The sequence below is a fragment of the Mesorhizobium sp. B2-8-5 genome (genome assembly GCF_006440675.2).
In the GTDB taxonomy this organism is placed as follows: domain Bacteria; phylum Pseudomonadota; class Alphaproteobacteria; order Rhizobiales; family Rhizobiaceae; genus Mesorhizobium.
In genome coordinates, this window is sequence record NZ_CP083951.1 from 3,377,077 (window position 1) to 3,401,251 (window position 24,175).

Sequence of the window (24,175 nt, forward strand, 5' to 3'; positions counted from 1 at the left end):
GCCCTCCTTACCATTCATAGAGCTGGCCGACAAAAATCTTATTTTCTGCCAAAAAGTCGTCCATCTGATCCGTAAAATCGACAATTATCTTAACGAACTTATATATTTCAAAATACTTAACGTATCCGCGATCTGAAACTATTATAATTATTCCATTTATCGATTTCCTTGATGGCATTAAATTGTAGTGATCTAATATATCACTTGGATGTCCTCTAAGATAAATTGAGAACTCGGCGTCGCTGTTGATAACGTCGATTGTTTTTGCGTGTATTATGTTTCCAACTATTTCCCAAGCGTTGAAAGATTTTTCTGAATCTTTGATTTCGAGAAGGCCATCTTTCTCGAATGAATTAAATCCCGGTACGCTCTTGTTCTTCAAAAGAGTATGCTGTTTCGTTAGCTCCGCAAGGCGCCTAACCGAGATGCATAGCAGTATCAAATCGCGAATTGCCAATTGCTTGGCTCTCGATTCGTAGTGACCATGACCTATGACTTCAGGAAATGAGGACGTCGAATATGCCGCAAGTCGAGCGGAAAAATCCAAGATGTCTGAATATGCCTGTGTACAAAGGTCTTTATTCAATTCTGAGTTCCTCAGCCGGAATCTCTGCTTGGAGCGTTAGGGCATGTTTGCTACAATGAGCTTCCCCAGGTCTTTTAGCATAATCGGTTGCAGAAAGTTTCTGCAAGGACAGCGGCCGCTAGGTTTATCGGCTAAAGAAGCAAGGATGAATCAGTCAAGCGCCTAGCCGTAGTGCCAGTGCGGCTTGGGCTCGGTGTCGGTGAACTCGACGCCGATGCGATCCTCGCGGCGCCAGCGCACCACTGCCTTGTAGCCGATGCCGTTGACCGGCACATAAAGCAGGAATTCGTCCGGCACGCGCGCATCGATGGGCACTTTCAGCTCGGCGCCGTTCGCATGCATGTTGCGCACCGTGCATCTCACCTCGGAATTGTTGATGCCAGTGAGGATCGCCGCGCCTTTCAGCACGCGGTGCCTGTGTTGGTTTCTGTGTTCGTTTTCGGCCATGGCGGGCACGTCCTGCAACCTGGTCCTGCGAGTCGTCGTGTTGGGGGAGATCGGCATGAATGGATAGAAGCCGCCAATGAATTTAGCGTTATCGCCCGTCGTAGCCACAGGTTGCGGCAAAATAAAACGACGCCCGCGAAGGCGCCGTTTCATCATTCCTGCCGACGAGCTCAGATATAGGGCGAGATGCACTGCCGGCGCGGACCGTAGTTGGGCCGGAACGTATTGTCCCAGGCCCGATAGGACCGGTAGCGGTCGTAGCACCAGCGGACATGCGCGCTGGACAGCCGCCCGGTCCGGTAGATGCGCCGCGGCTGAGCGTAACGCGGATAGGGATCGTAATAGTAGGGATCGTAGTAGTTGCCGTAGGCCATGCTGCCCAAGCCCAGGCCGAGGCCCAGCCCCAGGATCGCCGCGTCGCCGCCTCGGAAATGCCGGCGGTGGTGGTGCCGCCAGCGCCAATCGCCATCGCCATTCCACCTGCCGCCGTCCCAGTTGCGCGAGAAGTGTCGATTGCCGCCGCGCCACCTGAAGTCGCCGCCGCGATTACGCCAACGCCAATCCTGGAAGCCGCCCCTGTTGTTGTTGCCGCCGGCCCAGCTGTCCCGGACCGGAATGATCTTCGGCGCGGCGGTATTCGTCGCGACGCCAAGATCGGGTTGTAGGATCGGCCCGGCGACCGATGGCGCCGTCACGCCGGTAACGAGGCCCAGGACCAGAAGCCCGGATCTCAGGGAAGAAAAAAGCGGTTTCATTTCACTCTCCAAGGAGTAAAGGCCCCACGCCCAGCACACCCCGGGGAAAGGCCTATTGTTGGAACTTTCCGTCTGAACGGAGGATGAACGGAAAGGTTCCATCAACCATGACGAGTATCGGCCTGGCCCTTGTTTTCGCCCTCGCTTGCAGGCAAAGGTCGCGGCCATGTCGCTGCGCCTCGCCACCTTCAATGTCGAGAACCTGATGAACAGGTTCGATTTCTCGGGCTACCGCAACCAGCTCAATGAAGACCGCACGCTGGCGCTCTTCGACATTAGGAGCGAGGCCGAATACCGCATCCTCGAGCAGGCCCGCGCGATCGCCCAGTCCGACGACACCCGCCAGTTGACGGCGCTCGCCATCGCGGCCACCCGCGCGGACGTCATCTGCATGCAGGAGGTCGACAATATCGAGGCGCTGAAGGCCTTCGAATACGGCTATCTGTTCAAGATGGTCGGGCGGGGGTACCGGCAGAAATACACCACCGCCGGCAACGATACGCGCGGCATCGATGTCGCCGTGATGATGCGCAACGAAACCGCGCAGGGGCAGCCGATCGAATTCTCGCGCATGACCAGCCACGCCTATGTCACTTTCGAGCAGTTCGGGCTGTTCACGCCGGAGCTCGCCGGGCTCGGCTATCTCGCCAATGAGCGTATCTTTCGCCGCGACTGCCTGGAGATCGACCTGCGGGTCGGCGGCGCGCCGTTGACGCTCTATCTCGTGCATTTCAAATCGATGGGCCCGCCGCGCAACGGGCTGGACGGCCGCGAGGCGTCGATGCCGCTGCGCATCGCCGAGGCGCAGGCGGTGCGCCGTATCATCGAGGAGCGTTTCGGCAAGGACCATGCCGCCGACAAGCGCTGGGTGGTCTGCGGCGACCTGAACGACTACCGGCAACGCGTGAAGGTCGACGGCGATGCCATCGATGGCTACCGTTTCGAGGTTGTCGACGAAGCCCGGTCCTCGATCGACGTGCTTACCGCCGGCGGCTTTTGCGAGAATGTCGTCGAACGGCGGCCGGAGATGGACCGCTGGAGCTTCTACCACACGCGTGGCCCGGAGGAGCGGCATCTTTGCCAGCTCGATTATATCCTGCTGTCGAAGGCGCTTGCCGCGAAGAACGCCACCGCCGTTCCCGACATCATCCGCAACGGCCAGCCCTGGCGCACCATCTTTCCGCCTGGACAGGAGGTCGAGCGTTTCCCGCGCGCCGGCTGGGACAGGCCGAAAGCGTCGGACCATTGCCCGGTGGCGATCACACTGGACATGGCGTGACCGTCTTGAGTTTCGACCTGCCGCGCAATGTTATCCTGCCCGTCGATGCGGTCGACGTCCGTCTCGATACCGGCCCGCATCCCTTCGCGCTGAGCAATGCGGCGGCGATCGCCGACAACTGGCGGCAGGAAACAGCGGCCAATCCGGCGCTGTTCGATGGCACCGTGGTGCTGCTTTCCGAACTTGCCTACCGGGACGGCCGCCTCGTCGGCCGCTGCCATGCGGTCAACTATTCGACCTTCCTGCTGTGGCGCAAGCGGCGCGAAATTTCCGGCGCCGAGCATGCCTATGCGCATGCCATGCTGGTCGCCGGCGACAACGCGCTGGTGGCGATCCGCATGGGGCCGCACACCGTCAATGCCGGCCGCGTCTATTTCGCCGCCGGCTCCTTCGAGCCGATCGATTTCCGCGACGGGCTGGTCGATGTCGACTTCAACATGATCCGCGAGGTGGGGGAAGAGACCGGGCTCGACCTGTCGGAGGCCGAGCGTGGACGGCACTATCACGCGCTCTCGACGCCGAGCGGCACGGTGATCTTTCGCCGTTACCGGGTCGCCGAGCCCGCCGACGAGCTGGCACGGCGCATTACGGCCTTCGTCGCCACCGAGACGAACCCTGAGATCGAGGGGCCGGTGATCATCCGCCACGCCGGCGATCTGCCCGACGGGTTGATGCCGCATATGAAGCCGTTGATCGAGTGGCATTTCGCCGGCCACGACTAACCACGCTGGACGTCCGGACGTCAGCAGTCGCTGTGATCTGGCTATTCGTGCCGGAGCGCGTCGATCGGATCGAGGCGGGCGCCGCGCAGCGCCGGGAAGAAGCCGAACACCATGCCGATCAGCGCCGAAAAGCCGACGGCGAGCAGGATGACGGCGGGACTCGGCGCGAAAGGTATCGTCAACGCCATCGAGGCGAGGCCGGCCAGCGAAAGCCCGATAAGGATGCCGATGATGCCGCCAAAGAGCGACAGCACCGTCGCCTCGACCAGGAACTGGATGAGGATGTGCTTCTCATGCGCGCCGATCGCCAGCCTGATGCCGATCTCGCGCGTGCGTTCGGTGACCGAGACCAGCATGATGTTCATGATGCCGATGCCGCCGACCAGGAGGCTGACGCCGGCTACGGCGCCCAGCATGCCGGTCATGGTGGTGGTGGCGCTGGTCATCGCATCGGCGATCTGGGTCATGTCGCGGATGGCGAAATCGGAATCGCGGTCCGGCGTGATGCGGCGCGTGTCGCGCAAGATGTCCTCGACGCGCGGCTGCAACTCGGTGGTCGGCGTGCGGTCGTCGGCGGCGATATAGATGTTGTCGATGTCGCGGTTGCCGGCGATGCGCCGCTGATAGGCGTGTAGCGGCATCAGCACGACATTGTCCTGGTCCTGGCCGAAGCCGGTATAGCCCTTGGGCTCGAGCAGGCCGATGATCTTGCAGGAGGTGCGGTTGACGCGGATGATCTCGCCCTCCGGATCGCCGGCGCCGAAGAATTGCTGGCGCACGGTTTCGCCGATCAGGCAAACACCGGCGCCGGCGCGCGTCTCGGAATCGCTGAACGGCCGTCCCGACACCAGTTTCCAGTCGCGGGCGTCGAGATAGGCGCTGTCGGTGCCGGTGACGCCCGAGGTCAGGCTTTCGGTGCCGAAGATGACGCGGACCTGCTTTTGCGAAGCAGGCGAAATCGCGCGCGCGCCGCTCAGATGCGCGACGAGCGCGATGACATCCTTTTCGGCCAGCGGCCGCACCGCCTGGTCGAGACCTCCCGGTCCGCCCGGTCCCGCGGGCCGGCCGGCGCGAACGACGAGAAGGTTGCTGCCTAGCTTGGAAATGTCGGCCTTGACCTTCTCGGTGGTGCCGGAGCCGATGGTGAGCATGGCGATGACGGCCGCGACGCCGATGACGATACCAAGCAGCGTCAGGAACGAGCGCAATACATTGCGGCGGATCGAGCGCAGCGAGAGGCGGACGGTCTCCCAGATCATGCCGCTTCCTCCGCTTTCGAGATATCGGAGGCGAGATGGCCGTCGAGGAAGCGGATGGTGCGGCCGGCATAGCCCGCGACGTCGGCCTCATGCGTGACCATGACGATCGAGAGCCCGAGCTCGGCGTTGAGCCTGGTCAGCAACTCCATGATCTCGTGCGTGCGCGCGGTGTCGAGATTGCCGGTGGGCTCGTCGGCGACGAGCAGCGTCGGCCTGGTGACGATGGCGCGGGCAATCGCCACGCGCTGCTGCTGGCCGCCCGAAAGCTCGGCCGGGGTGTGGTGCTCGCGCCCGACAAGCCCGACCTCGGCCAGCGCCTGCATGGCAAGGTCGCGGCGCTCGCGCGCGGCGACGCCGCGATAGATCAGCGGCAGCTCGACATTTTCCGCGGCGGTCGTGCGCGGCAGCAGATTGTAGCCCTGGAAGACGAAGCCGACATAGAGGTTGCGCAAAAGCGCGCGGCGGTTGCGGTCGAGGCGGCCCGCGTCGACGCCCATGAAGGAGTAGGTTCCGGCCGTCGGCGTGTCGAGGCAGCCGATGATGTTCATCGCCGTCGATTTGCCCGAGCCGGAGGGGCCCATGATGGCGACGAATTCACCTCTGCGGATGGCGAGATCGACGCCGGCCAGCGCATGCACGCGGGCTTCGCCCTCGCCATAGCTTTTCCAGACCTTGTCGAAAGTGATGAGCAGGGGAGCCGACATGTCGTCAGCTCCGCTGCTGCACGCCGGTGATGACTTGCGCGCCCTCGTCGAGGCCGGACGTGATCTCGGTCAACTCGCCGTCGCTCGAGCCGATCTTGACGTTGACCGGGTGCGGCCGGCCGTTCTCCAGCACGTAAAGAGTGCGCGACCCGTCGGTCGGGGCTTTCGTTGCCTCGCGCTGCCGGTTGGGACGGCCCATGCGGCCGGTGAACAGGTCGCTGAAGCTCCAGCCGCGGGCCTGCTGTTGCATCGGACGATAGCGGAAGGCGGTCGAGGGGACGGTAAGCACGCCCTTGGCCTGCCGGGTCACGACCGATACCGTGGCCGTCATGCCGGGCCGCAAGAGAAGCTCGCCATTGTCGACTTCGAGGCGCGCATTGTAGGTCACGACGCCATCGGTGGTGACCGAGGCGTAGGAGATATCGCGGATCTCGGCATCGAAGGGTCGGTCCGGGAAAGCGTCGACCATGAAACGGGCATGCTGGCCGGGCTTAACCTGGCCGATATCGGCCTCGTCGACCGCGGCCTGCAATTCCATGTTGCGAAGGTCGGCGGCGATGACGAAGAGCACCGGCGCCTGCAGCGAGGACGCGACCGTCTGGCCGGGATCGACCGAGCGCGTCAGCACGATGCCGTCGATCGGCGCATAGATGGTGCTCTTGGCGAGATCGGTCTGCTGCGCCTTCAGGTCGGCCTGGGCAATGGCGAGATTGGCTTCGGCGCTGTCGAGCGCTGCCTTGGAACGATCGCGCGTCGCGGTCGCCGCCTCGAGCGACTGGTCCGTCGCCATGCCGCGCTTGGTCAGCGCGTTCGCGCGCACAACCGCGTTCTCGTTCTCCTGCAAGGTGACCTTGGCGTCCTCGACGGCGGCGGCCGCAGCCTTGGCGGAGGCGGTGGCGCGTTCGATCTGGACCTCCAGCTTGGCGGTGTCGAGCGTCGCCAGCACGTCGCCCTTCTTGACCTGCTGGTTTTCATTGGCCGCGACCGAACGGACGATGCCGGAAAGCTCGCTGGAGATGTCGACCTGGGTCAGCGGCTGCAGGGTGCCGGTGGCCGATACCTCGACGGTGAGGTCGGCGATCGCCGCAGGCACGGCGGTGTATTCAATCCTGGGGGGTGCGGCGGCATACCATCGATAGAGGGCAATGGCCGCGGCGACGATCGCTATCGCCAGCAGCGCGTAGAGCCAGAAGCGGCGTCGCTTGCGGCTTACGCCCTTGCGGTCGAGCCCGAGCGCGGCCTCTATGGAAGTACCGGATTCCGCGTTTGGCGGATTGACAATCTGGTCCACCCCGGACCCCTATGCTGAAAATCGATGTCCCTATCCGTGCACAGATCAGGCCTTAAGGTTCGAATTTCAAATTAAATTTCCCTCATGTTGGGATTGAGGCAGAAATTCGAGGCGAGGTGAAAGGTTTTCTCCATGGCGCGCAGTTACTTGCTTTACGATGTGTTTACCACCGAAAGGCTGGCCGGAAATCCGCTTGCCGTGGTGCTCGACAGCGATGGGCTCGACACTGCCGGCATGCAGGCGATCGCGCGCGAATTCAATCTTTCCGAGACGGTGTTCGTGCTGCCTGCCGACAATCCAAAGCACCGCAACCGTATCCGCATCTTCACGCCCGACTACGAAATGCCTTTCGCGGGGCATCCGACGGTCGGCTCGGCGATCGCGCTGGCGGAACTCGCCGGGGAAGCGGCCGGCATCTTCGTGCTGGAGGAGAATATCGGGCCGGTGCGTTGCGCGGTGAGCAAGCATGACGGCTCGACCTTTGCCGAGTTCGACCTGGCGAAACTGCCGGAACCGTTGGAGCTCAAGGCCGACCCGGAAGCAATCGGCGCGGCGCTCGGCCTTGCTCCGCACGAGATCGGCTTCGAGAATCACCGTGTCGCCTTCTGGTCTGCCGGCGTGCCTTACGTGACCATTCCCGTCGCGGACCTTGAAGCGGCAGCCAAGATCAGGCTCGATAACCAGGCGTGGTCGGAACTTGCGCCGCGCAAGAGCGATTGGGCCTTCGCCAGCCCTTATGTCTACTGCCGCGAGCGGGTCCACCACGACAGCGCCTTCCATGTGCGTATGATCGTGCCAGGCACGCCTTCCTACGAGGATCCGGCCACGGGTTCGGCCGCGGCGGCCTTCGCCGGCGCCATCATGCATTTCGACGCCCCGACCGACGGCATCTCGCAGCTCTGGATCGAGCAGGGGCTGGAAATGGGCCGGCCGTCGCGCATCCGCCTCGAGCTCAATGTCGATGGCGGGAAACTGGCCTCCGCGCGCATCGGTGGCCATGCGATCAAGATGGCTGAAGGCAAGCTGTTTGTCTGACGCCTGCGGCCTTTTTTGAGCTGGTATGATCTTTTCCGAAAACCGGAATCCACTTTTCGGGTTCATGCCATGTCGATTTGTCGGGAAATGATCCGGCAGGGCTAGACATCACCGAAAGCGGCGGCTATATGCGCCGCCGACGCTGGTTTTCCAGCGGTGTGGGTGTGTAGCTCAGTTGGTAGAGCAGCTGACTCTTAATCAGCGGGTCCACAGTTCGATCCTGTGCACACCCACCATCTAGTCCCTTGCTTTTGCTAGTATTTTACGCCTGCGGAAAACTCCTCTTTTCCGGGTCTTAGCAGGTCGCTGCTCGGAGGCATGGGTGGGGTTGCTTCGGCCAGTCCTGTGATCACGGCCGCTCCCGCAAAATCGCCGGCGAAGGCAGCGTCAGGCTCGAGCCGGAGATAAAGACGGGCAAAGGCACCGCCACACTGGAGTCTGCGCCGTGGGTATGGACGCTTCCGCTCGTGCGCAATATGGATGGGGACGTGGCCTGTCGCGGCGCTCACATTTTTCGCTGCGTCGCGAAGGCAGACGACGAGACGTTCGTTCAATGATGCTGCGCCGGGCGAGTTGGCCTTTCGATTGAAGCCGCCCTGCAAAGTGTCGATTTCAGGGGAACTGGTCATGACCGACAACAAGCCGGGCGCAGACGTCACCAAGGATTGGCAAGCAACGCAGGGCCAAAAGTCCGCCGCGACGCGCCTCCGCCTTTTCGCCGCGCTCTCGTGGATCATCGCTATTGGCGGCGAGATTGCCGGGATCGTCTTGTTTTACCAGCGCAAGTTCGACCAAGGAAATCTGCCGCTGCTGATCGGCATTCTGGTCGGAATCGCGATTTTCGCAATCGCCGGTAACTTGCTGTGGAAGGCAGCCAACCGGCACGACCCGGCCCGGGCATCCGACACCGCCAGGTTCTTCTTCCAAAACCAGCTCGGCGCGATCATCACGCTGATTGCCTTCCTCCCGTTGATCTTCCTTATCCTCACCGACAAGAACATGGATCCGCAGACCAAGAAGGTAGCCGGCGGAGTAGGTGCCGCGCTGGCCGTGCTTGCGACTGTAATGGGCGTCAGCTTCAAGCCCCCGTCGGTCGAGCAGTACACCCAGGACATGAACACCTGCGCGGCCCAGATCAGGGCGGGACAACCGACCACGGCCTGTTCGCCCGAAGTCGCCGCCCAGGCTCAGGAGATCGCCACGGACACCTCTGCGGTGACGGCGGCGACGAAGGACGCGAGTCACCCTGCCGGTCAGGATGTCGTGTACTGGATCGCACCGGAAAACGGAGCCGCGAAGTCCTCCGAACCGCATGTTTTCCATCTCTGCGCCGCGGTGAGTCCGTTGAAGGACAAGACCGTGAACAGCGGCTCCGTGACGGAGGCCTATGCGCAGAACGCCATCCGCATCACGAAGCAGATCGAGATGGAACAGAAGCAATGCGGGTTCGCCGCCTCGCAATGAACCTGCCCGCGATCGCCTCGAAGACGGACTGGGGCGTTTCACCGTTTCATGGAAACGGGGAAACGCCCTATCTCTCCGGCTTAGCTGGAGCAGTTCCGCTCACACTTTGCTGAGATCGCTCTGACCGGTAGGCCGTCAGCGATCGGAAGAAACAATGCTTCACCGGCGCTTCGGGTGCATCGCACGCAATCCGGGGGTGTCGTCTACTTCTCCGAAACGCCGGCCTCGGCGAAGCTCGCCATCTTCGCATGGCATTCCAAAGCGGAACGGACGATGTTGACGGCAAGACAGGCGCCGGAGCCTTCGCCGAGCCGCATGCCGAGATCGAGCAGCGGCGGCAGGCCCAGCGCTTCGAGCAGGCGGCGGTGGCCGGCTTCGGCCGAGACGTGGGCGGCGACGGTGTGGGCGAGGCCGGTCGGGTGCAGCCTTGCCAATGGCGCGACCGCGGCAGTGCACACAAAGCCGTCGAGCAGCACCGGCACGTTGTTCTTGCGCGCGGCGAGCGTGGCGCCGAAGATCGCCGCCAACTCGCGCCCGCCAAGGGCGGCAGCGATCTTCAGCGGGTCGGAGAGCGAATCGGCATGGCGCTTGAGGCCAGCCTCGATGGCCACGACCTTGCGCTGCAGGCCGGCGTCGTCGACGCCGGTGCCGCGACCCGTCCATTTCTCGGCGCCGCCGCCGAAGAGGGCGGTGGAGATCGCCGCCGCCGGCGTCGTGTTGCCGATGCCCATCTCGCCGAAACAGACGAGATCGAGGTCCTTGGTCACGGCGTCATAGCCGGCCGAGACGGCGGCGAGGAACGTCTGCTCGTCCATCGCCGGAATCTGCGTGAAGTCGCCGGTCGGATGCTCGAGATCGAGCGGGATGACGTCCAGCTTGGCGCCGGCAATGCGGGCAAGCTGGTTGATGGCCGCACCGCCGCCGGCGAAATTCGCCACCATCTGTACCGTGACTTCCGAAGGATAGGCCGAGACGCCCTGCGCGGTGACGCCGTGATTGCCGGCGAAGACGAAGACTTTCACCGCATCGAGCTTCGGCATGTCGCGGCCCTGCCAGCGGCCGAGCCAGGCGGCGATGGTTTCCAGCCGGCCGAGGCTGCCCGGCGGCTTGGTCAGCGTGTCCTGGCGCCTCGCGACGGCGCCGGCGGCCGCATCGCTGCCGGCGGGAAGATCGAGGCAAGCGGCGCGAAGGTCTTCGAGCGATTTGAAGGACGTTGTTTGGGGGGACATGGGGGCAAGGTCTCCGAAAGAGAATCAGGAAAGGCAAACGGATGCGACGAGCAGCACGGCGATCTCGCCGAGCTGCTGCAGCGCGCCGATCGTGTCGCCGGTCTGGCCGCCGATCTGGCTGAGGCAAAGCGCGCGGAAGCCCATGAAGATCAGGCCGAGCAGGATGAGTGCTGCTATCGCGCCGCCAAGGCCGAGCGCCAGCAGCGCCACCGCGCCGAGCGCCGCGCCGACGATGGCGGTCTCGGTCGTGACAGACCCGGCATTGGCGGACAGACCATCGGCTCGGGCCGGCGGCAGTAGATGCATGAAGGCGCCGAACAGGCCGCGCGAGGCCGCATGCGCGGCAAGCAGCGCCAGGACGACGTGGCCGGGACCGGTCAGCTCGGAGAGCGCGCTCCAGCGGATGAGCAGCGAGACACCGAGCGCCACCGCGCCATAGGCGCCGATGCGGCTGTCGCGCATGATCTCCAGTTTCCTGTCGCGTGTTCGGCCACCGCCGAAGCCGTCGGCGATGTCGGAAAGCCCGTCCTCATGCAGGCAGCCGGTGACGAGCATCGTCGCGGCGAGCGTGAGCGCGGCGGCTGGCCCGGTGGCGAGGCCGAGAACTGTGGCGATGGCGTAGACCAGCGCGCCGATGATCGCCACCGCGAGACCGGCGAAGGGCGCCGCCCAAATCGCGTCGGCAAGGCTGCGGCCGCCGAAATCGCTCGATGGCAACCTCAGCCGGGTGAAGAAGACGAGGCTGAGGCCGATATCGTCGAGCAATTGCTTCGGTGCGGAAGGACCGCTCATGCGCCCCTCGCTATGGCATGGAAGAAGGTGCCGCTGACGTGGCCGCGCCGGTAGCCGGAGGCGCCGAGCGGATTGCCCTGGCCATCGGCAAGGTCAGCCAGCGGCTCGTCATTGCCCGTGGCGGTCATCTGCGCATAGTGGAATTCATGGCCGCGGATCAGCGTGCCCTCCGGCCCCAACGGGCAGGTGGCGCGCAGCCGCGCCTCGCGATAACCAAGGTTCATCTTGCGTCTGGCGAAGCTGGTCGAATGGCCAAGCAGGCCGAGCATCCGGTGGCTCTCGCCGTCCGCATCTTCCAGCACTTCGCCTAGCACCATGAAGCCGCCGCACTCGCCGTGAACAGGCTTCGTCGCCGCGAAGCGCGCCATTCCCGCGTGGAAGCTTGTCGCGGCCGCGAGCTTGCCGGCATGCAGCTCGGGATAGCCGCCGGGCAGCCAGCAGACCTCGCAATCTTCCCTCGGCTTCTCGTCGGCGAGAGGCGAGAAGGGGGCGATCTCGGCGCCGGCCTTGCGCCAATGCGCGGCGACATGCGGATAAAGGAAGGTGAAGGCGGCGTCCTCGGCCAGCGCGATGCGCTGCGCTGGCGGCTGCAAGGCATCGGCGAAGTCGCCGGCTGCCGGCTCCAGCGGGGTCGCCAGCGCCAAGATGGCGTCGATGTCGAGCGACTTTTCGACCATGTCGGCCAGCCGGTCGAGATGCGCCATCAGGTTCTCGTATTCGCCGGCCTGGACGAGGCCGAGATGCCGCTCCGGCAGGTTGAGCGTCGGATCGCGCAGGATGGCGCCGACCACGGGTAGGCCGATCGCCTCGATGGCGTCGCCCGACAGCCGCCGGTGGCGTTCGCTGCCGAGCCGGTTGAGCACGACGCCGGCCATGCGCACATCGGGATCGTAGGTGGCAAAACCCTTGGCCACCGCCGCCGCCGTGGTCGATTGCCCGGAAACGTCGAGCACCAGCAGCACAGGCAAGCCGTAGAGCCGGGCGAGATCGGCGGCCGAGCCGGAGCGGCCCTCCGGCGCGGGGATGCCGTCGAACAGGCCCATCGCGCTTTCGAGGATAACGTATTCGGCATCCTCGGCGGCTTGGCCAGCCAGCGCGTTGAGCAGGGAAGGCGGCATTGCCCAACTGTCGAGGTTGACGCCGGACAGGCCGGTGGCGGCGGCGTGGAAGCCCGGGTCAATATAGTCCGGTCCGGACTTCGCGCCGCGCACTTTCAGGCCGCGCCGGGCGAGCGAGCGCAGCAGGCCGATGGTGACGCTGGTCTTGCCCGAGCCGGAGCGCGGCGCGCCGATGATGATCGCGCGCGCCGTCATGCGCCGCCCGTCAGTGCCGCGCGCACAGCGACAATGCCGCCGACCACGATCAGCGCCGGGGAAGCGAGCCCGGCGGCCGCGGCTTCGTCCGCGATGGTGGCGAGCGTGGCGACGACGATGCGTTCCTGCGGGGTGGTCGCGGCGACGATCACAGCCGCGGGTGTCGATGGCGCGAGGCCGCCGCTCAGCAGCTTTGCCGCGATGACCGGCAGATTGGCCATGCCCATATAGACGACGACCGGCTGTCCGGTGCGGGCGATTGCCGCCCAATCGATGTCGTCATCGGTGCCGGCCGCATGGCCTGTAGCCAGGATAACGGCCTTGTTGATGCCGCGCATGGTGGTCGGAATGCCGGTGGCTGCCAATGCGCTGAGACCGGAGGTCAGGCCGGAAAGCACCCGGAACGGAATGGTTTCGCCCGCGAGCGCCAAGGCCTCTTCGCCACCGCGGCCGAAAATATAAGGGTCGCCGCCTTTGAGCCGCACGACACGGCGGCCTTCGCGCGCCAACCGTACCAGCAGGGCGTTGATGTCGTCCTGCTTCATCGAGGGCTGGCCACCGCGTTTTCCAGCGTAGAAAAGCTCGGCGCCTTGAGCGACCGCCACGACATCGGGCGAGACCAGCGCGTCATAGACCAGCGCGTCGCATTGCCCGAGCGCCGCCAGCACCTCCAGCGTCAGGCAGCCGGGATCGCCGGGGCCGGCGCCGGCCAGCCAGACATGGCCGGGCTCAAGCTCGCGCGGCTTGAAGTTCAGCCGCGCAAGCGCCTGTTCCACCGTTGCCCGTCCGCTCGTATTGGCGCTGCCGTTCACAATCCATCCCGTCCGCGAAAACGCCGCTGGTAATGGGCGTCGTACAATGAGCTTTCGCCGAAATCCTGCGCTGCAAGCGCGTTGCCGACGAAGATGATTGCCGTGCGCTCCATCGGGTTTTCCGCCAATTGCGCTTCGATAGTGCCCAGTGTGCCGGTCAATATGCGCTCGTCCGGCCAGGAAGCCCGGAAGACGACCGCGACCGGACATTCGGCGCCGTAAAGCGGCGTCAAATCGGCGACGATGCGGTCGACGGCGTGGATGGCAAGATGAATGGCGAGCGTGGCTCCGGTGCGGCCGAAGCCGGCCAGCGTCTCGCCTGGCGGCATTTTCGAGGCGCGACCGGAGATGCGGGTCAGCACCAGGCTTTGCGCCAGTTCTGGGATGGTGAGCTCGCGGCGCAGCGCGGCCGCGGCTGCCGCAAAGGAAGGCACGCCTGGGGTCAGCGTATAAGGGATGCCGTGTTTTTCCAGCCGCCTTATCTGTTCGGCCACCGCGCTCCAAACGGAGAGGTCGCCGGAATGCAGCCGCGCTACATCCTGGCCGGCCTTATGCGCGGCGACATATTCGGCCTCGATCTCGTCGAGCGACATCGGCGCGGTGTCAATCAATTTGGTGCCAGGCGCACAATGCTCGAGCAATTCCGGCGCGACGATCGAGCCGGCATAGAGGCAGACCGGGCAACTGGCGAGGAGCCGCGCGCCGCGCAGCGTGATGAGATCGGCCGCACCCGGACCGGCGCCGATGAAATGGACGGTCATGCGGTACCTCCGCCAAGAGCGATAGCGCAGGTCACAGGACCGAGCACGATGCGCGGTCCAAGCAGTTTCGCACCTTTTCCGACCGCGGCCAGAGCCGAGGCTTCCGAAACCGAAGGCGTGCCAGCCTGGGCCTGCGACGCTTCGGACCGACTGACCGTGCCGGACGAGACGGATTGCAGCGCAGCGTCGGACATGATGAGCACGGGGAGGTCGAGGTCTCGGCCGGCAAGGAAGATCGCCGGCTCGTCGCGTTTGATTTCGCCCGTCGCCAGCGCGGAAAGCGCCGTCATCGCCAGCCCATGCGCTTCGAGCGCGGTCTCGACCGCTGCGCGAACGTCGCCCGCCGTCACGCCTTTGCGGCTGCCGATGCCCGCGACCATCATGGTTTCACCCAGCTCCACTGCGTCACCGGCATGGCCGGCCGCCACGCCTGCATGGATCCGACAGCTGCCGCGCGCGACAGCGCTATGCGGGTAAGATCGCCGCCGCGGCTGTTGTACTGGTCGAGCAGCAGCGCCTCCATCTCCAGCGTCACCGCATTGGCGACCAATCGGCCACCGGAGCGTAGCGCCTTGATCGCCTTCTCCAGCACACCGGTATCGCTGCCGCCGCCGCCGATGAAGATCGCATCCGGCGTTTCGAGCTTGGCGAACGCCTTGGGCGCGGCGCCTCCGACCACGGCAAGACCCGGCACGCCGCAATGCGCGGCATTGCGGTGGATGCGGGCGGCGCGTTCGCCGTCGGCCTCGATGGCGATGGCGCGCAGCGAGGAATGCGCCAGCATCCATTCGATGCCGATCGAGCCGGAACCGGCGCCGATATCCCACAACAGCTCGCCGCGGCGTGGCGCCAGCGCCGACAGCGTGATGGCGCGGATCTCGCGCTTGGTGATCTGGCCGTCATGCTCGAACAGATGGTCGGCAAGTCCGGCGGTCAAGGGCAGGACGCGCGCATCCGGCGTCGATTCAATTTCGAGCGCCAGCACATTGAGCGGGTTGATGTTTTTGAGATTGAAGGCATCGGCGCGGGAGGTTCGATGCGCCTCATCGGCACCGCCGAGCGCTTCGAGAACCGTCAGCCGCGACGGGCCGAAGCCGAGTTCGTCGAGCAGTGCGGCGATGGCCGCCGGCGCGTCGGCGTCCGATGTCAGGGCAAGGATGCGCGCACCGGGGTGGAGCAAGGGCCGGATGGGGTCGATCGGATGGCCGTGCAGCGAGATGGCCTCGACGTCCTGCAGCGCCCAGCCGAGACGGGAGGCGGCCAGCGACAGCGACGAGGGAGCCGGGAGGACGAGCATCTCATCCGGCTTGACCTTGCGCGCCAGCGTGACGCCGACGCCATGGAAAAACGGGTCGCCGGACGCGAGCACGCAGATTTTTCTGCCTTTGAGCGCCAGCACGTCGCGCATTTCGGCATCGAACGGCGTCGGCCAGGGGTGCGCCTCGCCCTTGGCCAGGGATGCGACCAGCGCAAGATGCCGCTTGCCACCGAAGACGACTTCGGCCTCGGCAATACGCTGCTTGGCCTCGTCGCCGAGACCCGCTACACCGTCCTCGCCGATGCCGACGAGGGTCAGCCATTTTGAGGCTGGCTTGGCGGCGAGCGGACCCTTAGCAGGCATGATGACCCACCATATCCTGATCCTCGGCGGCACCACGGAAGCCCGGCAACTGGCGGGAATGCTTTCCCGTCGCAAGGATTTTTCGGTCACGCTGTCGCTTGCCGGCCGCACCGAAAGCCCGGTCGCGCAAGGCGTGCCGGTGCGTGTCGGCGGTTTTGGCGGCGCGGAGGGATTGGCTGCCTATCTTCGCGAAGAGCATGTCGATCTGCTGGTCGACGCCACGCATCCATACGCCGCCCGTATCTCGGCCAATGCCGCCGAGGCGGCCAAGCGGTCCGGCGTGCCGATCCTTGCGCTGCGTCGTCCCGGCTGGGAGCCTGTCGCAGGCGACCACTGGACGCTGGTCGACGACGTTGCTGAGGCGGCAAGCACCCTCGGCACGGCGCCGCGCCGCGTTTTCCTGGCGATCGGCCGGCAGGAAGCCGGCGCCTTCGAGCCCGCGCCCCAACATCGCTACCTGATCCGTAGCGTCGATCCGGTCGAGCCGAAGCTTGCCGTGCCCGATGCGCTTTACCTGCTGGCGCGCGGGCCGTTTCCGGAGGCGGACGAACGGGCGCTGCTCGAAAAATACGGTATCGATGCCGTCGTTTCGAAGAACAGCGGCGGCGAGGCGACCTATGGCAAGATCGCCGCTGCGCGGGCACTCGGCATCGAAGTGATCATGATCCGCCGACCGCGTTTGCCGGACGTTCCTTCGACTGAGACCGTCGATGCGCTGGCGGCAAAGGTCGATCATCTATTCGACCCCATTGCCGAACGCGGCGTGTAGACCAGCGCTGGTTTTTCGCCGCGCTTGATGATGCGGGTCTCCGGCGAGCCGATGATGATGCAGGTCGCCATGTCGGCCTTTTCGGCGTCGGCGTCCGCCAGCAGAGAGACTTCGATACGCTCGTCGGGCCGGCCTGCAGCCCGGCCGAAGATCACCGGCGTGGTGCCGGGCAGGATCGCCTCCAGGCATTCGAAGGCGCGGCCAAGCTGCCAGGGGCGAGCCTTGCTGATGGGATTGTAGAGCGCGATGACGAAGCCGGCGCCGGCCGCTGCCAGCAGGCGCAATTCGATCAGCTCCCACGGCTTCAAATTGTCGGAGAGCGAGATGGCGCAGAAATCATGGCCGAGCGGTGCGCCGATGCGGGCGGCGACGGCGAGCATTGCAGTCACGCCCGGGACAACCGAGATGTCGATGGCACGCCATTCTTCAGGGCCGGCTTCGATCGCCTCGCAGACAGCCGCGGCCATGGCAAAGACGCCGGGATCGCCGCCGGAAACGACGGCGACGCTGTGGCCTTCGGCCGCCTTGGCCAGCGCCTCGTTGGAGCGGGCAAGTTCCTCGCGATTGTCGGAGGCAATGCGGGTCTGGTCCGGCCGCAGCTCAAGCCGGTCGAGATAGGGCTTGTAGCCATAAAAGAACGAAGCCTCGGCCACCGCATGGCTGGCCTGCGGCGTGACCTGGTCGGCATTGCCCGGACCGAGACCGATGACGGTGAGGCGGCCGCTCATGCTTTGGCTCCGGGGCGGGCCGACCAGCCCGCGACCAGCACGATGGCGAAATAGGGCGCCTTGTCATCCGGTTTTTCGGCAAGCCGCATCGAGATGCTGCCCGGCATCGTGCCGCGCTCGACATAGACGGCCTTGGCCAGCTTGCCGGTCGCTTCCAGCGCGCGGCGGATTTTTGGCAGGTTGCGGCCGACCTTCATGATCACCGCGGCATCGGTGTCGGCGAGGCGGCGGGTCAGCTCGAACTCACTCATCGTGCCCGGCAGCACGGTCAGCACATCGTCGCCCTGGACGATCGGCAGGCCAGTGGTCGACCAGCAGCCGGACATGGCGGTGATGCCGGGGATGACTTCCGTCGGGAACCGGTGTGCAAGCCGCACATGCAGGTGCATATACGAGCCGTAGAAGAGCGGATCGCCTTCCGACAGCACCGCCACCATCCTGCCGGCGCCGAGATGCCCGGCGACCTGTTCGGCCGACTGTTCATAAAAATCGGCGATCTGCGAGCGGTAGTCGTCATGGTCCTTGTCGATTTCGGTGGTCACCGGATAAAGCAGCGGCAGTTCGATCATGTCCGGCCGGAAGCGCGCCTCGACGATGGCGCGGGCATTGCTGTTGTTGCCGCGCTTGGCGAAATAGGCGACGACGTCGGCCTCGGCCAGCGCGCGCGCCGCTTTCAGCGTCAGAAGCTCCGGATCGCCGGGGCCGGTGCCTACGCCGACAAGACGGCTTTTTACAATCGCGTTCACAGGCCCGGCCTCGCCAACGAATTGAGCGCGGCGGCGGTCATGGCGCTGCCGCCCAGCCTGCCGCGCACGATGGCATAGGGCACGCCGTAAGAGTTCTCGGCCAGCGCATCCTTGGATTCGGCGGCGCCGACGAAACCGACCGGCATGCCGATGATCACGGCGGGCTTTGGCGCGCCGTCGCGCAGTTTTTCGAGCAGATAGAAGAGCGCGGTCGGCGCATTGCCGATGGCGACGACCGAACCGGCCATGCGCTCACCCCAGAGGTCGATCGCGGCGGCCGAGCGGGTGTTGCCGATTTCCCTGGCGATGTCGTGCGTGCGCAGGTCGCGCAGCGTGCAGATCACCTCGTTGCCGGCCGGCAGCCGGGCGCGGGTGACGCCGTGGGCCACCATCTCGGCATCGCAGAAGATCGGCGCGCCGGCGGCGAGTACGGCGCGGGCCGCATCGACGAAACCGTCGGAAAAGACGAAATGGCTGGCGGCTTCGACCTGGCCGCAGGCATGGATCATGCGAATCGCGACATCGGCTTCGGCCTCGGAGAAGCGCGACAGGTCCGCCTCGGCGCGGATGATGGCGAAAGAGCGCTCGTAGATCGCCATCCCGTCATGGATATAGTCGTAGGCGGCCATTTTCAGTTCCGTCGATAGAGTTCGGCGATGCCGGCCGCGCCAAGCCTTGTGAGGCACGCGGAAGCGGTTTCGCCCTGATGTCGTTGCGCGCGCAGCGCGGCAAGGATGCCGACGATGCCGCGCGCGGCGTCATAGCCCGGCCTGTACGCGGCAGGAAGGGCCTTTGCCGTCCCGTCCACGACAAGTCCGGCTCCGTTTTCGTCGCCGACCAAGGTCAGTGCCGCCGCGCCGGGATGCGCGCAGCCCTTGGCGCAGCCGGAAACGTGGAGCGTCAGCGAGGCGTCGATGAGGCAGGGGCTTTGTTTTGCAATGGTTTCGGCGATGGCGCGCGTGGCGATACGGCCGGAAGCGCAGGCCGGCGTGCCGGGGCAAGCGGCGATGCGGGTGCGTGGGTCCGTGGGGTCGGTGACGAAGCCGAGGGTGGCGGCGGAGGTTTGCAGGGAGGAGGGGGCGGAGAGGCCGAGGAAGAGCAAGGCGCGGCCTGGGGCGAGGCGGATTTCGGTGGCGTCGAGGTGTGAGGCTTCGCTGGCGAGATCGATGAGGTTTTGCGCCGGCATGCTGCCGTAGGGCAGGGCGATACCGAGGGCGGTGTTGCTGCCTAGACTGAATAGGGCAATGGGACTTCTCGCGGGCTGGCGTTCCTGCGCCCCTCTCTCTGTCCTGCCGGACATCTCCCCCTCAAGGGGGGAGATTGCCTTGTCACCGCGGCTTTCGCCAATCTCCAACGCTGAAAGTGGAGAGCCGGCGCGGGAATTGCCAATCTCCCCCCTCGAGGGGGAGATGTCCGGCAGGACAGAGAGGGGGGTGACGGAGTGCCAACTTGCGAGTGAAATAAGCTGTCTCTCCGACAAATCGCGCGTGTGCGCTTCGCGTCCCTTTTCGGCAACCATCCGTAGTGCCGCCACAGCGATGTCGCGGGATGTATCGGCATCGATCGTCGCGAGCGGCCTTGAACTGCGCCCGTCGCCAGCAACCGACACGCTCCAAAGAACATCGCCGCCAGCCCCCACCGCCTTCAGCCGCACATCGGCCGTCACGGCATCCATCGTCAGCTGTCCGCCGCCATCGACAACCACCGACACCTTCGGCCCCAGCCGTGGCGTCAACCCGGCCTCTTCAATCGCCGCCCTGATCCGCTCCGCCACCGGCCGCGGATCGGCGTTCTCTTCCGGATCGATCCCAGCCAGCGGCCCCGTCTCGACCGGCACTCCGGTGCGCACCGCGATGCCCAGCGCATCCACTTCGTCCGCCAGCAACCGGGCGCTTTCGGCCGTCAAACCACGAATCTGCAGGTTGCCGCGCGCCGTCACCTCCATGATGCCGTTGCCGTGACGCAAGGCGGATTCGCCGAGCCCGATCAGCGACTTCGGCGAAATTCCTCCAGCGACCGGGTTGAGCCGCACCAGCAGCCCGTCGCCGGTCTGCATCGGCGCGCTGAGAGCAGGGCAAGCGCCACGGCGCGAGAAGGCGTTCATGCCGCCACCCCGCCTGCCTGGGCTTCGGCGATCAAGGCCGCGAGACCGTCGTCGATGGAATTGCGCAGCGGGTGCCATAGGCCGCGCCGACGGGCGGCTAGGAACCGTTCGGCGATGACCTTCGCCGCCGCCGGATTCTCGCGCAGGATGAAGGCGCGAACCTCCGGGTCGCCAATATAGGCGTCATGCACCGCCTCGATCAGCGCGCCCGAAATGGCATGCGTGGTTTCGGCGAAGCCGACCAGACGGTCGACCGTTTCGGCGAATTCCGAGGCGCCGCGCGGGCCGTGGCGCATCTGGCCGGCAATGAAGCGCGGGTTGACGGCACGGGCGCGGACCACGCGCGATACCGCTTCGCCGACCGAACGCGGCTTCGGCTTTTTCGGGTCGGTCGTGTCGAGCACGATGACGTCGGCATTCCTGCCGAGCGCGGCAAGGGCGGCCGAAAAGCCGCCGATGAAGGCGACGTCGGCCGAGCCTTCAAGGATGTCGCGGCCCGGATCGTCGCCGGTGTGGATGAGGAGATCGGCTTCGGCGACCCGGCCTTCGAAAGCGCCGGGCGCCGAGATCGCTTCGCTATCGGCGCCGCCATAGGCGTGCGAGGTGGCGTCGAGATAGGCACGGCCGATCTCTTCGCGCGCGCCCCATTCGCCGCGCGACAGCAAGTCCTCGACGCCGGCGCCATAAGTTCCCGGTGAGGTGCCGAAAATGCGCGGGCTGATCTTCCCCTGAGCGCGCGTCGCTGCGGCGAGCGGGTTCTCGGTATCGTCCTCGTCGCGGCTGGCGACCGCGTTGGCAGCGGCGTCGATCAACGCGATCTGGGTCGGGAACATGTCGCGGAACAGGCCGGAGATGCGCCAGGTGACGTCGACGCGCGGGCGGCCGAGCGTGGCCGGCGGCAGCACCTCGATGCCGGTGACGCGGCCGGTGGCGGCATCCCATTGCGGCCGGCAGCCCATCAGCGCCAGACCTTGCGCGATCTCCTCGCCGCCGGTGCGCAACGAGGCGGAACCCCAGAGGTCGATGACCAGCGAGCGCGGCCAGTCGCCATGGCTTTGCATATAGCTGCGCACCACTTCCTCCGCCGCCGCCTGGCCGAGGTCATAGGCGGTTGGCGTCGGCATTGTGCGCGGATCGGAGGTGAAGAGGTTGCGGCCGGTGGGGAGCACATCGGAGCGACCGCGCGCCGGGGCGCCGGCAGGGCCGGCCTTGATGTGGCGGCCATCGAGCGCGGCGAGCAGGTTGGCTATTTCGGCCGCCGCGCTTTGCCGGCGCAGCGGGTCGGCTTCGTCTTCCGGTGCGCGGCCATAGACATGCAGCCCGTCCTTGACGGCGAAATCCTTGAGGTCGCAGAGCCAGGCGTCGATGCGGCGCAGCGCTTCGTCCGGAGCGTCTGTGCCGGCAACGCCGGCTTCGGAGGCCAGGCCGGTCCTTTGCGCCGTCTCGACGATCAGCCTAGCCAGACGGTCGCGGCGGCGGCGGTCGAGGCCGTCGGCCTGGGCATATTCATCGACCAAGCGCTCCAGCTTCTGTTGGACCTCGTCGAGGCCTGCGCCGGTCAGCGGCGGCGGCAGATGGCCAAGCGTGACGGCCGAAATGCGGCGCTTGGCCTGCGCGGCCTCACCGGGATTGGAAACGATGAAGGGATAGATGACCGGCAACGACCCAGTGACGATCTCGGGGAAGCAGGTGTCGGATAGCGCCACCGTCTTGCCTGGCAGCCATTCCAGCGTGCCATGCGCGCCGACATGGATGATGGCATGCGCGCCGAGCGATTTTTGCAGCCAGAGGCCGAAGGCGATCAACTCGTGGCGCGGGGGAAGTGTCGGGTCGTGGTAATCGGCGCGGCGGTCGGCCGAGCGGCCGCGGTCGGGGGCCAGCGCCACGGTGACGTTGCCGAAGGTGGCGGCGCGGAAGGGGAAGGTTGCCGAGGTCGGCGCTTGAACACCCCCCTCTGTCCTGCCGGACATCTCCCCCGCAGGGGGGGAGATTGATCTGTCGCCACCGCTTTCGCCAATTGTCGGAGTTGCAGGAATGGCGCCTTCGGCGGAACTGCCGATCTCCCCCCTTGCGGGGGAGATGTCCGGCAGGACAGAGGGGGGTGCCTCGCGCGAACCTATCTGGTCCTGTGCCATGCCCCATGCCACCTCAACTGAAGCTCGCGCTTCCCTCGGCAGTTCCGCTGAAAAGGCAACGTAATCCGTCAACGTAAGGCCAAGCCCACCAACCTCCAGCGCATCGAGCAACTCCCGCGGCGATTGCGGAATCGCTTCAACCACGTAGCCCTGTTCCTTCAGGTCATGCAGCATGGCGAGCACGCTTGACGGCACATCAAGCCCAACGGCATAGCCGGTCCGCCCGGGCGCGCTGGGATAATCGGGGATCAGGATCGCCAGCTTGCGCTCGGCCCGCTCGGTCCGCTGCAGGCGGATAAAGGCAGCGATCCGCCTGGCGACCTGCTCGACGCGATCGGCCTCCGGCCGGTTGGCGAAGGCGCGGAAGGCGAGCGCCGGGTCGGTTTCGACCTCGCCCTTGAACGAGATGGCGCCGGCGAGGATACGGCCGTCGAGCTCGGGCAATACAACGTGCATGGCGAGATCGGCGGGCGCCAGGCCGCGCTGGTTCTTTTCCCAGACCTCGCGTCTCGTTGTGGCGACGATGACCTGGAACACTGGCACGCCGGCGCGGTCGAACAGAGTCTCGATGCCGGGCTCCGCGCCGGAGGCGAAGGCGGTCGCGGTGACAATGGCGGCCGGGTTCAGCGAGGCGATCGCGTTTTCGACGAAGGCGAGAGACGCCGGATCCTTGAGGCTGGAAACGAAGATCGGCACCGGGGCCATGCCTTGCTGCTTCAACGCTTCCGCCAGAGCGTCGATCGGCGCGATGTCTGCGGCAAGCAGCATGGAACGGTAGAAGAGGATGGGGACGACTGCGAAATTGTCGACGCCGAGTTGCGTCACACCCCCCTCTGTCCTGCCGGACATCTCCCCCGCAAGGGGGGAGATTGCTCTGTGGTCGACGGTTTCGCCAACTGTAGATGTTTCAGCTAGCTCGATATTTGACGAAGCAGAGATAGAGCCGGCTTGGGTGACGGCTGATCTCCCCCCTTGCGGGGGAGATGTCCGGCAGGACAGAGGGGGGTGCGAAGGAATGCCGACCCTTGAAACGTTCGACTTCTCGACGACACCAACTCCCGGCTCATAATACCCCGCCTTCGGCACACTGACCGCATCAACCACGGCCGCCTCAGCCCCCGCAAGCTTTGCCAGCCTTTGCACCAGCGCCGCCATATTGGCCGGCCCGCCTTCGCGGAAATAGCCGAGCAGGGCGTCGAGCTCGGCGCGCGGCAGGGTCGAGCCTTCGATCAGGCGCTGGTCCTCGTCATGGCTTTCGCCGGGCAGCAGCGCCAGCTTGATGCCGCGCTCGCGCGCGACCGCAGCGAGCTGGTCGCAGCCATAGCGCCACCACTCATAGCCGCCGAGGATGCGCACCAGGACGACCTTGGCGTGACGGGCGACGCTGTCGATCCACAGGTCCACCGACATCGGATGGCGAAGGTCGCGAAGGGCCGCCAGCCGCATCGAGGGTAGCCGCTCCGCATCCGCCTTCCAGGCGGCGGCCAGACCGGCGAGGTCGCTGTCGGTGAAGGACAGGGCCACCACATCCGCAGGCGTCTGCCTGAGGTCGACCGGCTCGGCGAGATCGTCGAGCGAAGCGGATGTCGTGGTGAGAATATGCATCGCTTTTTGGTCTTAGCC

23 protein-coding genes and 1 tRNA gene are annotated in these 24,175 nt (G+C 65.6%); 6 read left to right on the top strand and 18 right to left on the bottom strand.

The window, feature by feature from the left end:
- Positions 1-7: 7 nt before the first annotated feature.
- The 3 genes from FJ430_RS16325 to FJ430_RS16335 all read right to left on the bottom strand — a co-directional run bounded on the left by FJ430_RS16325 (position 8) and on the right by FJ430_RS16335 (position 1,788).
- The gene (locus FJ430_RS16325) at positions 8-586 is read right to left on the bottom strand and encodes a hypothetical protein (protein ID WP_140705793.1); all 579 of its coding nucleotides are present in this window, start codon (positions 584-586) and stop codon (positions 8-10) included.
- Between the two features lie 162 nt (positions 587-748).
- Positions 749-1,033, bottom strand: a complete 285-nt coding sequence (locus tag FJ430_RS16330; RefSeq protein WP_140644262.1) for a PilZ domain-containing protein — start codon at positions 1,031-1,033, stop codon at positions 749-751.
- Between the two features lie 170 nt (positions 1,034-1,203).
- The gene (locus FJ430_RS16335) at positions 1,204-1,788 is read right to left on the bottom strand and encodes a BA14K family protein (RefSeq protein ID WP_140655225.1); all 585 of its coding nucleotides are present in this window, start codon (positions 1,786-1,788) and stop codon (positions 1,204-1,206) included.
- Between the two features lie 166 nt (positions 1,789-1,954).
- Here FJ430_RS16335 and FJ430_RS16340 point away from each other — a divergent pair, with 166 nt between their 5' ends.
- The gene (locus FJ430_RS16340) at positions 1,955-3,067 is read left to right on the top strand and encodes an endonuclease/exonuclease/phosphatase family protein (RefSeq protein ID WP_140705791.1); all 1,113 of its coding nucleotides are present in this window, start codon (positions 1,955-1,957) and stop codon (positions 3,065-3,067) included.
- A 5-nt stretch (positions 3,068-3,072) separates the two neighbouring features.
- Positions 3,073-3,789 carry a hypothetical protein gene (locus tag FJ430_RS16345; protein ID WP_140705996.1) on the top strand — a complete coding sequence of 239 codons (717 nt, stop codon included), beginning with the start codon at positions 3,073-3,075 and terminating at the stop codon, positions 3,787-3,789.
- Between the two features lie 41 nt (positions 3,790-3,830).
- Here FJ430_RS16345 and FJ430_RS16350 read toward each other — a convergent pair whose 3' ends face one another.
- From FJ430_RS16350 to FJ430_RS16360, 3 genes are read right to left on the bottom strand one after another with little or no spacing between them, the layout of a single operon-like run.
- On the bottom strand, positions 3,831-5,048 hold the full coding sequence (locus tag FJ430_RS16350; RefSeq protein ID WP_140705789.1) for an ABC transporter permease: 1,218 nt from the start codon (positions 5,046-5,048) through the stop codon (positions 3,831-3,833).
- Positions 5,045-5,752, bottom strand: a complete 708-nt coding sequence (locus tag FJ430_RS16355; protein ID WP_140705787.1) for an ABC transporter ATP-binding protein — start codon at positions 5,750-5,752, stop codon at positions 5,045-5,047. The genes FJ430_RS16350 and FJ430_RS16355 overlap by 4 nt, the downstream gene beginning before the upstream one ends.
- A 4-nt stretch (positions 5,753-5,756) precedes the next feature.
- Complete coding sequence (locus FJ430_RS16360; RefSeq protein ID WP_140705785.1) at positions 5,757-7,043, bottom strand: efflux RND transporter periplasmic adaptor subunit; 1,287 nt, start codon at positions 7,041-7,043, stop codon at positions 5,757-5,759.
- A 132-nt stretch (positions 7,044-7,175) separates the two neighbouring features.
- Here FJ430_RS16360 and FJ430_RS16365 point away from each other — a divergent pair, with 132 nt between their 5' ends.
- The 3 genes from FJ430_RS16365 (at position 7,176) to FJ430_RS16375 (ending at position 9,542) form a co-directional block, all read left to right on the top strand.
- Positions 7,176-8,078, top strand: coding sequence for a PhzF family phenazine biosynthesis protein (locus FJ430_RS16365; protein WP_140705783.1), 903 nt, complete (start codon positions 7,176-7,178; stop codon positions 8,076-8,078).
- A gap of 160 nt (positions 8,079-8,238) precedes the next feature.
- Positions 8,239-8,314 (top strand) — tRNA-Lys (locus FJ430_RS16370).
- A 391-nt stretch (positions 8,315-8,705) separates the two neighbouring features.
- A complete protein-coding gene (locus FJ430_RS16375) occupies positions 8,706-9,542 on the top strand; it encodes a hypothetical protein (RefSeq protein WP_140655244.1) in 837 nt (278 codons plus the stop codon).
- A 203-nt stretch (positions 9,543-9,745) separates the two neighbouring features.
- Here FJ430_RS16375 and cobT read toward each other — a convergent pair whose 3' ends face one another.
- From cobT to cbiE, 7 genes are read right to left on the bottom strand one after another with little or no spacing between them, the layout of a single operon-like run.
- Positions 9,746-10,771, bottom strand: a complete 1,026-nt coding sequence (gene cobT, locus FJ430_RS16380; protein WP_140705781.1) for a nicotinate-nucleotide--dimethylbenzimidazole phosphoribosyltransferase — start codon at positions 10,769-10,771, stop codon at positions 9,746-9,748.
- A 24-nt stretch (positions 10,772-10,795) separates the two neighbouring features.
- Positions 10,796-11,563 (bottom strand): adenosylcobinamide-GDP ribazoletransferase, encoded by a 768-nt coding sequence (cobS, locus tag FJ430_RS16385; protein ID WP_140705778.1) that lies wholly within the window; start codon positions 11,561-11,563, stop codon positions 10,796-10,798.
- Positions 11,560-12,876 carry a cobyrinate a,c-diamide synthase gene (locus FJ430_RS16390; RefSeq protein ID WP_140705775.1) on the bottom strand — a complete coding sequence of 439 codons (1,317 nt, stop codon included), beginning with the start codon at positions 12,874-12,876 and terminating at the stop codon, positions 11,560-11,562. The genes cobS and FJ430_RS16390 overlap by 4 nt, the downstream gene beginning before the upstream one ends.
- A complete protein-coding gene (gene cobA / locus FJ430_RS16395) occupies positions 12,873-13,688 on the bottom strand; it encodes a uroporphyrinogen-III C-methyltransferase (RefSeq protein ID WP_140705773.1) in 816 nt (271 codons plus the stop codon). Before cobA ends, FJ430_RS16390 begins: the two co-directional genes overlap by 4 nt.
- The gene (cobM, locus tag FJ430_RS16400) at positions 13,685-14,449 is read right to left on the bottom strand and encodes a precorrin-4 C(11)-methyltransferase (RefSeq protein ID WP_140705770.1); all 765 of its coding nucleotides are present in this window, start codon (positions 14,447-14,449) and stop codon (positions 13,685-13,687) included. Before cobM ends, cobA begins: the two co-directional genes overlap by 4 nt.
- On the bottom strand, positions 14,446-14,832 hold the full coding sequence (locus FJ430_RS16405) for a cobalamin biosynthesis protein (protein WP_140705767.1): 387 nt from the start codon (positions 14,830-14,832) through the stop codon (positions 14,446-14,448). Before FJ430_RS16405 ends, cobM begins: the two co-directional genes overlap by 4 nt.
- On the bottom strand, positions 14,829-16,070 hold the full coding sequence (cbiE, locus tag FJ430_RS16410; RefSeq protein WP_140705765.1) for a precorrin-6y C5,15-methyltransferase (decarboxylating) subunit CbiE: 1,242 nt from the start codon (positions 16,068-16,070) through the stop codon (positions 14,829-14,831). Before cbiE ends, FJ430_RS16405 begins: the two co-directional genes overlap by 4 nt.
- Position 16,071: 1 nt before the next feature.
- Here cbiE and FJ430_RS16415 point away from each other — a divergent pair, with 1 nt between their 5' ends.
- Positions 16,072-16,839, top strand: a complete 768-nt coding sequence (locus tag FJ430_RS16415) for a cobalt-precorrin-6A reductase (RefSeq protein ID WP_140705762.1) — start codon at positions 16,072-16,074, stop codon at positions 16,837-16,839.
- On the opposite strand, the gene FJ430_RS16420 is transcribed toward FJ430_RS16415, so the two are convergent.
- The 5 genes from FJ430_RS16420 to FJ430_RS16440 are packed head-to-tail and all read right to left on the bottom strand — an operon-like array spanning position 16,803 to position 24,157.
- Positions 16,803-17,567 (bottom strand): precorrin-3B C(17)-methyltransferase, encoded by a 765-nt coding sequence (locus FJ430_RS16420; RefSeq protein ID WP_140705760.1) that lies wholly within the window; start codon positions 17,565-17,567, stop codon positions 16,803-16,805. The genes FJ430_RS16415 and FJ430_RS16420 overlap by 37 nt on opposite strands.
- Positions 17,564-18,313, bottom strand: coding sequence for a precorrin-2 C(20)-methyltransferase (locus tag FJ430_RS16425; RefSeq protein WP_140705752.1), 750 nt, complete (start codon positions 18,311-18,313; stop codon positions 17,564-17,566). Before FJ430_RS16425 ends, FJ430_RS16420 begins: the two co-directional genes overlap by 4 nt.
- On the bottom strand, positions 18,310-18,942 hold the full coding sequence (locus tag FJ430_RS16430; protein ID WP_140705744.1) for a precorrin-8X methylmutase: 633 nt from the start codon (positions 18,940-18,942) through the stop codon (positions 18,310-18,312). Before FJ430_RS16430 ends, FJ430_RS16425 begins: the two co-directional genes overlap by 4 nt.
- A gap of 2 nt (positions 18,943-18,944) precedes the next feature.
- The gene (gene cobG, locus FJ430_RS16435) at positions 18,945-20,417 is read right to left on the bottom strand and encodes a precorrin-3B synthase (RefSeq protein ID WP_140705737.1); all 1,473 of its coding nucleotides are present in this window, start codon (positions 20,415-20,417) and stop codon (positions 18,945-18,947) included.
- Positions 20,414-24,157 (bottom strand): cobaltochelatase subunit CobN, encoded by a 3,744-nt coding sequence (locus tag FJ430_RS16440; RefSeq protein ID WP_140705730.1) that lies wholly within the window; start codon positions 24,155-24,157, stop codon positions 20,414-20,416. The genes cobG and FJ430_RS16440 overlap by 4 nt, the downstream gene beginning before the upstream one ends.
- Between the last annotated feature and the right edge of the window lie 18 nt (positions 24,158-24,175).